Annotated in this window: 7 protein-coding genes; all 7 read left to right on the forward strand. The window is 54.5% G+C overall.

The window, feature by feature from the left end; translation table 11 throughout:
• Positions 1–65 precede the first annotated feature (65 nt).
• The 7 genes from K239x_RS01005 (at position 66) to K239x_RS01035 (ending at position 12,865) form a co-directional block, all read left to right on the forward strand.
• Positions 66–2,771 carry a DUF1592 domain-containing protein gene (locus tag K239x_RS01005; RefSeq protein WP_145415843.1) on the forward strand — a complete coding sequence of 902 codons (2,706 nt, stop codon included), beginning with the start codon at positions 66–68 and terminating at the stop codon, positions 2,769–2,771.
• A gap of 20 nt (positions 2,772–2,791) precedes the next feature.
• Positions 2,792–3,970 carry a putative glycoside hydrolase gene (locus K239x_RS01010; protein ID WP_145415844.1) on the forward strand — a complete coding sequence of 393 codons (1,179 nt, stop codon included), beginning with the start codon at positions 2,792–2,794 and terminating at the stop codon, positions 3,968–3,970.
• Between the two features lie 80 nt (positions 3,971–4,050).
• Positions 4,051–5,454, forward strand: coding sequence for a DUF1552 domain-containing protein (locus tag K239x_RS01015; RefSeq protein WP_145415845.1), 1,404 nt, complete (start codon positions 4,051–4,053; stop codon positions 5,452–5,454).
• 74 nt (positions 5,455–5,528) lie between these two features.
• Positions 5,529–7,649, forward strand: coding sequence for a glycoside hydrolase family 172 protein (locus K239x_RS01020; RefSeq protein ID WP_473163561.1), 2,121 nt, complete (start codon positions 5,529–5,531; stop codon positions 7,647–7,649).
• Between the two features lie 17 nt (positions 7,650–7,666).
• Positions 7,667–9,280, forward strand: coding sequence for an outer membrane protein assembly factor BamB family protein (locus tag K239x_RS01025; protein ID WP_145415846.1), 1,614 nt, complete (start codon positions 7,667–7,669; stop codon positions 9,278–9,280).
• Positions 9,281–9,318: 38 nt separating this feature from the next.
• Positions 9,319–10,497, forward strand: a complete 1,179-nt coding sequence (locus tag K239x_RS01030) for an alginate lyase family protein (protein WP_145415847.1) — start codon at positions 9,319–9,321, stop codon at positions 10,495–10,497.
• Positions 10,498–10,678: 181 nt separating this feature from the next.
• Positions 10,679–12,865: an NPCBM/NEW2 domain-containing protein gene (locus K239x_RS01035; RefSeq protein ID WP_145415848.1), complete on the forward strand. Its 2,187-nt coding sequence runs from the start codon at positions 10,679–10,681 to the stop codon at positions 12,863–12,865.
• Positions 12,866–12,902: the final 37 nt, after the last annotated feature.

Here is a 12,902-nt window from a genome sequence, read left to right on the forward strand (position 1 = left end):
CCAAATGTTGGTCTAATAGGGTTGGTCGGAAACGATAAGGAGAAGCGAAAAGCAACTGAGTGACTATGAATAGCTCTATCCGTATATTTGCCGTCAGCGTTTTTCTGTTTGCAACTTCTCTACAGGCCGAGGAGTTGACGCTGGAACAGATCAAAGCGACGGGGGCGACTCAATCGAAATATCGCAAGACCATTCCGCGGCCTATTTCCAGCGGCGCTCCCACGGCAGACTTGGAAGCGTTTCGTGCGGAGATCGAGCCGACGCTAAAGAAGGCCTGCTACCAGTGTCACGGATCGGAGACTGCCGAAGGCGATTTTCGCGTCGAAACGTTGGACCCCGATCTTCTGCACGGAGAAGACGTCGAGTCTTGGCTGAAAGTCTCCGCGGCCGTCACCAATGGCGAGATGCCTCCCGAAGATGCTCCCAAACTAGCTGACGGGGATCGCAGTAAGATCATCGCGTGGCTCTCTGGCGAGATTCAGGTTGCTTCGCAGTTGCGCCGTACCGCGTCGGGGAACTCGTCGTTTCGTCGCATGACGCGTTACGAGTACAACTACGCGCTACAGGATTTGCTTGGGCTTGAGCTGAACTTCGCGAAAGACTTGCCACCGGACCCCGCGTCGGCGGAGGGTTTCAGGAACAGTTCCGAAATGCTTCAGATGTCGGCCAAGCAGTACGCTGACTACCTGGAGATCAATCGCAACGCACTGAACCGAGCCACGGTGCGCGGCAAGCGTCCCGAAGTTTTGTATTGGGGTATTTCGGCGGAGAGGGCGGCAACAAGAAGAACGAAAACTCGTCAGGAGCTTGATGCCGAAATCGAGCCGAATGCAAAGAAGAAAACGGAGGAGAAGAACGTCGAAGTGGAGGCGGAAGCGACGCAGACACAAGATAGACGGAGAGGCGATCGCGGTGGCAGACGGGGTCGCTGTGCTCACTACTTGAACACAGAAACTGGCAAGACGTCGCCGGCCACCTGGTCTTTCCGCCGGGCGGTCCACGCGTGGGCACCCACGAACACGCTTGCCGCAGCGCCCGAGTCACCGGACTATGTTGCCGTGCTTCCGCCTGAGCAAGGGTTGATTGTCGAGCTCGGGAATCGGCTACCTGACGAGGGGACACTTCGAGTTCGCGTCCGTGCGTGGCGAGTCTCCACCGAATCCGATCAAATTCCCAGCGTCTCTCTCGACTTCGGCTGGCAGGGGAACAATAACTCGAAGGGCTCGCTGAGAATCAGTGACCGTGACCTCGAGATCGATGCGTCTCCCGGGAAACCACAGTTCTATCAGTGGGATATCCCACTGAGCGAGATCTACCCGCGCAATCCGTCGCGCAAGACTATCGAATTGGGTACCCCAAAGAGAACCAATCCATCCGAATACATTCAACTTCAAAATACGTCGCTTTCACAAACAGGTGACGTGCAGTTCGATTACGTCGAGGTGTCGGCTCCTGTCTACGAGCAATGGCCACCCGCCTCACATCAGGGGATCTTCATCGCCAGCGAAAACAGCGATGACGAAACCGCATACGCACGGGAAATTGTGTCGCGTTTTATGAGACGGGCTTGGCGGCGCAGCGTTACCGATGCGGAAGTCGATGGGAAGATGGAGTTTTTTGAATCCATTCGACCTGTTTGCGAAGACTTTCAGCATGCTGTGATCGAGATGTTGGCCACGGTGTTGTCGTCACCGCGATTCCTGTATCTGGTTCAGTCCGATCCAAGGCCAGTGGAAGCGGATCGCCCGCTAGCTGAAGAGCTCGACGAATTCGAACTGGCGACTCGACTTTCCATGTTCCTCTGGTGCAGTACGCCAGATGACGAACTACTCGACCTTGCGCTCAAGGGGCGACTCGGCAAGACGGACGAACTGGTCCGTCAGGTGAAACGCATGCTTGCCGACCCGCGGCACGAGCGTTTCTCGAAGCAGTTCGTGCGGCAATGGCTGAACATGGAGTTGCTCGACTATCTGACGGTCGACCGGTCAGCCTATCCGCAGTACGACGAGACGTTAAAGGAAGCGATGCAACAAGAGCCGCTCGCGTTTTTTGAGGAAATGCTGCAGCACGATCGCAGCGTGATGGATTTCATTCACGCCGATTGTGCAATGGTCAACGGGCGACTCGCGCAGCACTACGGGATCAGCGACGTCAGCGGAATCCGCTTCCAAAAGGTGTCGTTGAATTCGGAGGAAACTCGCGGCGGGTTGCTGACGATGGCGGGGGTGCTGGCGATGAATTCCGATGGCAAAGACTCTCATCCGCTCAAACGCGGCATCTGGTTGCTCGAGAGTGTTTTGAACGATCCACCGCCACCACCGCCAGCAGCCGTTCCCGAGATCGATTTGGCTGATCCCGAGATTCTAAGAATGACGCTGAAGGAGCGGATGGAGGATCATCGCGATCAGCCGGCCTGCTTTGCATGTCACGCAAAGATTGACCCGTGGGGGATCGCATTGGAGAACTTCGATGCCATCGGAAGCTGGCGCACGCAGAGCCAAGGAAAAGACATCGACGCGTCCAGCCTGTTGTTCAACGAGTATGAACTTGATGGTGTGGGCGGACTGAAACGTTATCTGCTTACCTACCGGCAAGACCAATTTGCTCGGGCGATGGCTCATAAGATGACAACCTTCGCTCTCGGACGGCCATTGACCTTCGGCGATCGCGCAAGCGTCGAGCGACTGACTGCGGAACTCCGGAAAGAAGGGGACGGGCTTGCAACGTTGGTCACGGCGATCGTGACCAGCGATATTTTTCAATCGCGATAACAGCGGATAACACCAGGCACATGGATTCCAGATTCTTCCCACTCGACCGTCGGAGCTTCCTTCGTGGAACCGGCGGGTTCGCCCTTGCACTTCTCCCGTTACTCTTTGCGCCGGTTAGTCACGCTGACGAGAGTCACTATCCAGAATTCAGTTGGGATACGGTACCGATCGCGTTCCATTTCGGAAAAAGCCAAGGACTGCTGACCAAAGAGGAGGCTGAGTTTGTCGCGACGCGTTCCAACTTCATCTGCTTAGAAAAAGGTCATGCAACCCGAACTCATGGAACGACTGAGGCGGGAATCGAAGCCGAGGCCCGACAGCTGAAAAACCTGAATCCCAAGATGAAGGTGATCTTCTATTGGAATACCTTTCTGGACTATTCAATGTTCGCGGCTCACAAAGAATATGCCAAGCATCCCCAGTGGTGGCTCAGGACAACGACCGGCGAGTTGGATCGAAAGAAGGGGCAGCTGATGCGCTATGATCTTTCGAATGCTGAGTTTCGCAATTGGTGGACCAACGTGGCGGCGAAAGCGGTGGTGGATGGAACTTGCGATGGTGTGTTCATGGACGCCTTCCCTCAGATTGCCAGCCAAGCGAATCGGAAACTGTGGGGCGACGAAAAGTTCGAGGCGATCCAGCAGGGACTTCAAGACATCATTCAAGAGACGCGTCAGAAGATCGGCGATGATAAGTTGATCGTCTACAACGGCATTCGTTCGACGCCAGATTGGAGCGCCGGATTCGATTTCGCTGAGTACACGGACGCAGCAATGATCGAACATTTTGGTCACTTCCAAAGTGCTTCGAAGGAAACGATGCTTAGGGACATCCTTGAAATGCAGCGTGCCGCGAAAGCTGGGAAGATCGTTGTGCTAAAGGGCTGGGCAGGATTCACTTTCATCGACGACCAAGCGATGCGAAAACCGCTGACCCAGAAACGCAGGGTCGCCAAGGACAGCCTCAAATTCCCATTGGCCTGCTTTTTGGCGGGTGCCCAGGAGAACTGTTATTTCATCTACAACTGGGGATACCGGATGGAAAACGGGTGCCTTGAATGGTATCCGGAATTCGACAAGCCGCTCGGTAAACCTGTGGGCGAAATGGTCAGAGACGGATGGAAACTGAGCCGTGAATACAAACACGCGTCCGTCCGCGTTGACTTAGAATCGAAAGAAGCGGAAATCCGTTGGCGATAGACTGATCATGAATGGACAATAATGTGAAGTGCGGCTTCCACCCTAAGTAAACGATGAAGTCTTTAGGATCGAGATCTAGTATGAACAACGAACTCTCAACGCTTGACCGCCGACGCTTTCTTCGCGGAGTTGGCGGGTTCGCGCTTGCCCTACCGGCTTTCGAAACATTCTCCCAAGTCGCCAGTGCTGCCGAGAAGCCCGCCAGCCGCAAACGGCTCGCCTGCTTCTACCTGCCCAACGGCGTGCCGATGCCTCTTCAGGACGATCCGGCCTTTGAGGACTGGTCGTGGTTTCCGCAAGGCGAGAGAAAGGATTTCCGGTTCAGCAAATGCCTCGATCCGCTGGAACCGCTGCGCGACGAGTTGACGGTGTTGTCTGGTTTGTCACATCCGGCGGCGCGCACCGTACACGGTCATTCCAACGCCGACCAGTTTCTCACGGGTGCCGACACGGGTGGGCGGGGCGACTACAAAAACTCGATATCGCTCGATCAGGTTTACGCGGCTCATGTCGGAGAACAGACCCGCATCTCGTCACTCGTGATGTCGACCGATGGAGGCGTGGGAACGCCCCGGGGCTCCCAGACGATGTCGTTCGCTCGCAGCGGTCGGCCGATCCCAGCTGAGAACAAGCCGAAGCGTGTCTTCGACGAGCTATTCGTGAAACATGACGGCAACGCCGCACGACGACTGGCACTCAACAAGAGCGCGCTCGACGAGCTCATGGGCGATGCGCAGTCGTTGCGAAAGGACCTGTCGACGCAGGACCAGAAGACCTTCGACGAGTTTCTCGATTCGGTGCGCAGTACCGAACTGAAAGTCGAAAAGGCCGCGCGTTGGATCGACATGCCGCATCCCACCGTCGATGTCGATCACCTGAATCTGGACATCACGCCCGATGATCCGCGCGAGTATATCCAGGCAATGTATGAATTGATCTACCTCGCCTTCAAAACCGATTCAACGCGCGTCGCGACCTACATGATCGGCAAAGAACTTGGCGACGGGATTAGCGATTATCTCGCGAAGGCCGTCGGGTTGCCTCTGACGCACAAGCTTTCGCACGAAACGAAGTTGCCGGGCGGTTGGAAGAATTTTGGCACCTATTGCCGTTTTCAGGCCGAAGAATTTAGTCGCTTCGCGGCCAAACTAAACTCAACCGCCGAGCCTGCGGGCGATGGATCGATGCTGGACAGTACGCTTCTCCTTTGGGGATCTGCTTCCAGTGCCTTCCATCTCTCCCGCAACTATCCGCTGGTTTTGGCTGGCGGCAAGAAAATGGGTTTCAAACACGGACAGTACCTCGACTATGCCGGAGAAGGCGCGTACCGCGGAGGCTGGGCTCCAGGAGAGCCCGAACCGTACAGACTTGACTCAACCCGCGAAGATCTTCCCCTGTCGAATCTCTACGTCACCATGCTGCAAAGACTAGGTGTAGAAACGGAAACCTTCGCCGGCAACACTGGCACCGTTTCTGAAGTCTGACTTTTTGCTCGACTCTTTGTTTCCTTCCAAGCCTCTCAGTGACCTTCCTCTTTTTATTTGATTAAGTTAGCAGCATGAGATATTTAGTTCCGATCGCGATGTGTGCAATCCTTAGTTGCGCGACTGCTTTTCCATCAGTCGCTGATGAATCGGTGACGACCCAATCACTGCTTCGTGAGATGACTGATCGTGACCGGGTAGCACACTATCCTCAGCATGATTTTCGACTGAAGCAGGCAAGTAGTTACAACCGTGCCTCCAAAACCCCGGATGATCCCAAAGGTTGGTTTGACAACTTTGATCGAAGCACAAACGATACTCACAAAAATTATGTTCGCGTCGAAGAGAACGATGGACGCAAAGAGTACGTGGTGATGGAGGACGAAGGAGCCGGAGCGATTACCCGGTTTTGGGTTCCATGGAAGAACCAGTTGAAGCCCGGAAGCGATATGGTCATTCGGTTCTACCTGGATGGCTCCTCGGAGCCGGTCATCGAAGGAAACATGTTCGAGTTGTTTCAGGGAAAGGGCCTGATTCCGTTTCCACTCGCTCACGAGTCTTTGCGGTCGGCTGTTTCGTTCTTCCCGATTCCATATGCCAAGAACTGCAAGGTGACGATGTCGGACCATCCGTTCTTCTTTCAGTTCACCTACCGAGAATACGATGAAGACGTCGCTGTAAAAACGTTCTCGATGGAAGACTTCACGGCAGCCAAACCTCTCATCGACACCACTTGCCAGAAACTTCTGAACCCAAACGCGTCTGCGGCGGGTGAAGTTGTGAATATGAAAGAGACCATCGGCGGTGGAAACGAGCAATCGGTTTCGTTACCCGCTCGTGAGGCAGCGATCACGTCGCTGTCGCTTAAGCTGGGCAGTTACGAAGACCCGAACGTGACTCGGCACGTCGTTTTAAAGATAAGTTTTGACGACAAGGAAACAGTCTGGTGTCCGATCGGAGACTTCTTCGGCAGTGGCATCGGTTTGAATCCTCTTCAGGGTTGGTATCGCACGGTTAATGCCGATGGCACGATGACCTGCCGATGGGTGATGCCGTACAAAAACAACGCGAAGATTTCTGTCGTGAACTTGGGTGACGTGCCAGTCAGCGTTGACTTTTCGGCAACGATCGGCGATTGGAAATGGGATTCGCGGAGCATGTACTTTCACGCTGGCTGGCGAGGCCAATACCCCGTTCCGACCCGACCTTACTCGGATTGGAACTATGTCACCTTGCAAGGACGTGGCGTGTATGTCGGTGATACGCTCACCATCATGAATCCAGTGGAAAGGTGGTGGGGTGAAGGTGACGAAAAGATTTTCGTCGACGGCGAATCGTTCCCTTCGATCTTCGGCACCGGCACCGAGGATTACTACGCCTATTCCTGGGGCGGTCGCAGCACCGACTTCTACGAACACCCCTTTCACGGTCAACCGTTCAGTCACAAGTACAACAAGCTGAACCGAAAGACAGGCAACGAGAAAAACACGCAAGGCTTCAGTACCGAGACGCGCACCCGAGCACTCGACACGATGCCGTTTGGCAGTTCGTTGAAACTGGACATGGAAGTTTGGTCCTGGACGGATTGCGACATGGGCTACGGCGTGGGGACGTACTGGTATGGTTTCGCCGATACGACCTCAAACCGCAAACCCGAACCAGTTGAAGCACTCAATGTGCCGCCACTGCCGGACATGAGTGCAGCGGAATCCGCAGCGAAGACCTCACCAAAGGCAGCTTCCAACGCAGCTGATTTCAAGGGAGCGGTCGAGTGCGAAAAGATGGAAGTCGTTTCAAAATCGGGAAAGGTCGTACTGAAGCCACAGAATCTAAGGAAGTTGAAACTGAAAGGCTCCTGGAATCTTGATACTCACGTGCTGTTCAAGGATGCCCAAGTCGGTGATGTCGTGGAGCTGCGCATTCCGGCGTCCAGTCCTTCGGCGCAGAAACTGGTTCTGCATGCAACAAAAAGTTATGACTTTGGTATTCTGCGTCTGTCGGTCAACGGCAAACCGGTCGCAGCGGATGTGGATCTCTATGCTGCCAAACCTGTTCCGTCCGAAACGATTGAGCTGGGCACCAGTGACCCGGTGAAAAGTTCATACGTGTTGCGTGTAGAATTGGTCGGCAAAAACCCGCAAAGCAAAGGCGCATTCTTCGGTCTCGATTGCGTGACCTTGAGCCCGGCTCAATAGAACGGAACATACCGAAGATGAAAACGATTCACCTGTTCCTGCTCTTTGTACTCGGTTGCGCTGGCGGCAATTGCGCCCAAGCTCAAAACTGGCCTCAAGCTGCCGGTCCGCACGGCGATTGGTCGACGCATACGGAGGCAGAGGTCCCGGCATCGTTCAACGTCGCCACCGGTGAGAATGTTCTATGGACGAAGCCATTGGGCGAGAGCGGACAAAGCGGCATCGTCGTTTGGGAGGACCGCTTGTTTCTGACGATATTGAAGCCCTTCGAGCCAAAACCCGGGTCCGAGTCTGAAGAACCCAAAGACAACAAAACGTCAACTATCCGAGCCCTTTGTCTAGACGCTTCAAGCGGAGCGAAGATCTGGGAGTACCAAATCGAGAGTGCCGTCGAAACGGGATACATGGGTGGATTCAGCGATCTGACATCGCCCACGCCGATCACGGATGGCGAGTTTGTTTGGTTTACCAATGCGGGCGGAAAACTGGTCTGTTTGGACTGGCAGGGCAAACTTGTCTGGGAGCGTAGTTGGCGTTCGGAGAACGAAATTCTAAAGCCCGAGAAGGCGTTTCCTTTCAACAAACAGTTCGAGCCTTTCATGGTCGGGGACATATTGATTCATGCTGAGCCCTACGATCGCCAGGATGGAGCAAGGGAAAACGGCTGGCACTACTTGTATGGGCTAGACAAAAAGACCGGCACTGAGAAATGGGTCTCCGAGGATGCGCTCACGCAATACAACACACCGGCATATTCACTTGACGCACTCGGAAAGCCGACGGCCATGATTGGACGCGGTGGCTACCACGACGTGCCGGAATCACCGAGTGGTTACTCGATGATCGATCTGGAGAACGGCAAGCGAATTTGGCAGACGGTGCTCGATGGCAAGGGCGATACCGCACTGAGCAATGCGTGCTTCAACAAACATTTTGCCGTGTGGATTTCGGAGGACGACAACCGGCTAACGGTTCTGAACGCCCAGAACGGTGAAGTCGTCAAAACAATCGATTTGCGTTCCAACGTGGATTTGCGCGTTTACAATCAAATCCTAGGTCGCTACGTCTTGCGGAGAAACTTTGACCTGACCGAATTGCCGAAGTCAAAAATCTTTCCAGCTTGGTACACGAATACCATCGTCGGACAGCACCTGTACTTTATGTGTTTTAACGATGATCTGAAGCAGCCACTGATGAAGCGCTGGCGGGATCTGCTACCCGTGCATTGCTTCGCTCGCGTCAATCTGGTCACTGGCAAAGTAGAAATCTTGGAAGTCCCCGTGCACTTCAACGATCGCGGAGAATACCTGTGGAAGGAAGAGTTGAAGACGAACGGTCTGAATGCGAAAGGGCTGGATCTTATTTCCGACGTGCGATCCAAGCGAGACGGTTGGTGGTGGTGCTTCAATGGAAATCCAATCAAGGTGAACGACACGCTCTTTTTCACCACGATGATTGGCAATTGCTACGCGTTCAAAATTAACACCGAACACTTCGATGAGAGTGCCTTTGTCGCACTGAACCCCTTGGGTCCGCGCGGTGAATCCTGGTCAATGAATACCCCGACCTTCGCCGGCGGCAAGCTATACCATCGCACTGCCAAAGAACTCATCTGTATCGGGAAACCGTGATTCGCCAACAGGAATCTGCAAGTTTGAATAGGAACCCAATGCGAATTGTTACCCCGGCGCTATTGCTCGTGTTCGCTTTGGGCTCAACAGCGTTCAGTGATTTTACCCACCCTGGAATCACGCACAGTCGCGAAAGCATTTCTTTCGTCAAGAAGAAAATCGTCGCGGGGGAACAACCATGGGCGACCGCTTGGGAAGGACTCAAGAACTCTCGATACGCGTCGCTTGATTGGCAGCCGAAACCATTCGCAAACGTCGAACGGGGCCCGTACAACGATCCCAACATTGGGTCGTCGGAGTTCAGCGACGACGCGCGGGCTGCGTACTATCACTCGCTATGCTGGGCACTTTCGGGCAAGGAAACGCACGCGACCAAGGCTGCGGAAATCATCAACGCTTGGTCCGGAACCCTTCGGTCGATCGGCAACCATGATGCACGATTGCTGATCGGCATGAGCGGCTACCACTTCTGTGTTGCAGCCGAACTGCTGAAACACACCGAGGGCAAATGGCCGGCCGACGAACAGGCCCGATTTGAGTCAATGATCAGAGAAGTCTGGTATCCGGTGATCAAGGACTTTTATCCAACCGCGAACGGCAACTGGGATGCATCGATGATGCAAGTGATGATTGCGATGGCCGTCTTCCTGGACGACCAGGAAATGTTCGATCGGGCGAAGGAGTACTACTTGAGCGGTCGAGGAAACGGAGCCATCGGCAATTACTTCCTGGAGTCCGGGCAGTGCCAGGAATCCGGTCGCGATCAAGCGCATACTCAGATGGGCCTGGAGTTTCTGGCGAACACCTGCGAGACGGCATGGATTCAGGGCGTCGACCTCTACGGAGCACTGGACAATCGACTGCTGAAAGGATTTGAGTACACCGCCAAGTACAACCTCGGATTGGACGTACCGTATGAGCCTTACAAGAGTGTTGAAGGACGTTACCACTACAAGAAGCTCTCCGATAACAGTCGCGGCCGGCTTCGTCCGATGTACGAGCGTGTCACCAATCACTACCAAAACCGCAAAGGGCTGGTAGCAACCTATGCCGAACAGGCCGCTCTCAAGCTCCGGGAGAACCAGACGGAAAGTCGCGACGATCAGGACCGACGTGATCGCGGACGACGTCGTGGCGGGCGAAGACGTCGCGGCCGCTCGACATGGTCTCACCTGGACACGTTGATGTACGCCGCTCCACGAACCAAAGACAAGTGAGTTTGTTACGGAAACCATTCAACGGCGATGGGTGGCCGAATGTCATTAAGTCCGTTTCCTTTTTTCCTGTGAGGTCGTGCGGCAAAGGTTGCTTCAGTATCCCGGAGGGAGAGTGAAATTGTCTTTTGTAAAATCTCGTTTCTTTTTCCGCACGAATTCCTGTTTCGAGAATTGTCAATCAATGGCGCGACCGACATCCTATTTCCTGACGATTGCATTACTCGCGGCGATGGCTTTGCCGTCCAGCGAGGCCGCGGATTCGCTACCTCCGCTCAAAGACGGAAGCTCACCGCAAACGCTGGATGAAGTCTGGGCAGGTTATGACCCGACAGTTGAACCGATCGAGGCGGAGATATGCAAAGAGTGGCAAGAGGATGGCACGGTTCTCCGCGCCGTCCGCTATTGCATCGGTACGTTCAAGGGTCAGAAATCGTGGATGGGGGCGATCTATGGATTCCCCAAAGACGGAAACGATCTACCTGCTCTCGTGCAAATTCACGGAGGCGGTGGAAGGGCCAGCAAATCGGTTTGTGTCGCCAATGCCAAAAGAGGCTACGCAACGATCTCGCTGAACTGGCGAGCCGACCAGCGGTACTTGAATGAGAACGATCTTCCCAAATCCGCTCAAACCGACTGGGGTGCTGTCGAAGGTCGACAAATCGCGGAATCGCGGGGCATCGAGCCCAACAACGACAAGCGTTACGACCCTGTTCCTTCTGGCCGCAACGGCGGTTATTTTTTGCGAACCCTGGCGGCCCGTCGCGCGCTCACTTTTCTACAGCAGCAAGTGGAAGTGGATGGCGACCGATTGGGCGTCGACGGCCACTCGATGGGCGGCGTGATTACGCTTCAAACGGCGGCGATGGATCATCGCGTCAAAGCGGCGGCGCCTTCCTGTGCACCGCCGATCGATTTAGAAGGCACCTTGATCGCGAGAACGTACGCGCCTTCGGCCTACGCACAGAAGATTGATTGCCCGGTGTTATTCATGAGTCCGTCCAACGACTTTCACGGGCACGTGGAAGACATGGAATGGATCATGGACCGAATACCGAATCAGGAATTTCGCATTGCGCGTTCGGAGCACTTCAATCACAAACACAATGACAGTTGTCTCGCCGCCAAAGAACTGTGGTTTGATGCTCTTCTGAAAAACAACTACCAGTATCCAACCCGCCCAGAAATCGCGGTGGATCTGAAGACCGACGATGGTCGCCCCCGAGTGCGAATCACGCCCAACGCGTCGCAGCCAATCGACCATGTCGACGTTTACTTCACACGCGATGCAGCGCTGTCCAGTTACAACGGATCGAAGTCGCGTTTTTGGCAGTCCGCAAAACCGGGCATAAACGGGACGGATTATGTTGCCTCGATCGGTCTTTTCGACTTGAGCGATCCGCTGTGGGTGTTCGCGAATGTGCACTACAAGCTGGACGATCGCATTTTGACTAAGGCATCGGGGACCATGACGTCGACCACCCGCATGTTGATGATCGACGCGAAACAAATGCAGGCGGCTGGTATAAAAGCCGATGGGCGGACGACCGCAGTTATCGAAGACTTCGATGACGACTGGCAGAAAGAGTGGTACGTTTCTGGATCTTCTTACCAGTCGTTTCGGCTGAATGATCGACGCGTTCCGATTCCGAAGCACGGCAAACTGGAGCTGACTGTTGCTGGCGACACGGCCGCTGTTAGAGTGTCGGTCGCCGACTATGCGATTGGCGAATACTCGGCGGTACTGAATGCCGACAATGGAGTCGTGTCCATTTATCCATTCGATCTGAAGCACACTAAGAACGGCAGTGCCTTGATGAATTGGACGGACCTGCCAAACCCGCGTCTCACGCTGACGTTCTCGCGTGGAAAGTTGCCAAACTACAGGAGCCTCGTTTGGAAAAAGGTTCCCGTCGCCGATTTCTTGGCCGATCGCCCTTTCCAGCTTGGCGAAGCTCCTAAAGAAAACGGCAAAACAAAACTCTTGCTGAAGCAGGCCGACAAGATCGTCGGGCGGTTCGAAACCGATCCCACGACGCTGAAGGTGAACGAAGACATCATCAAAACGGCTTACAAGCGAGGCCTCCACGTTCACTCACACAGTGAAGTTACTTACTTTCTGAAAGACACTTTTTCGACGTTCGAGTCCACGCTCGTCCCGTGCTATCAGGCTTCGGTCACCTTCGAAGTACACGGTGACGGCAAATTGCTGTTTGAATCCGAAAGGATCGGCGGCAAGAGCCAACCAGTCGAAATGAAAGTCGACGTTGCTGGCGTTCAGAAGCTGAAACTGATCGTCACCGAGGGAGGAAACGGTTGGGGTGGCGACTGGGTGTTGTGGGCCAATCCATTGCTCACGCCAGCACCGTAATGACTTTTCGCTAGCCCCGCGTTAGGCGGAAAACTTC

Origin of the sequence: Stieleria marina, assembly GCA_007741555.1 — a bacterium.
Taxonomy (GTDB): Bacteria; Planctomycetota; Planctomycetia; order Pirellulales; family Pirellulaceae; genus K23-9.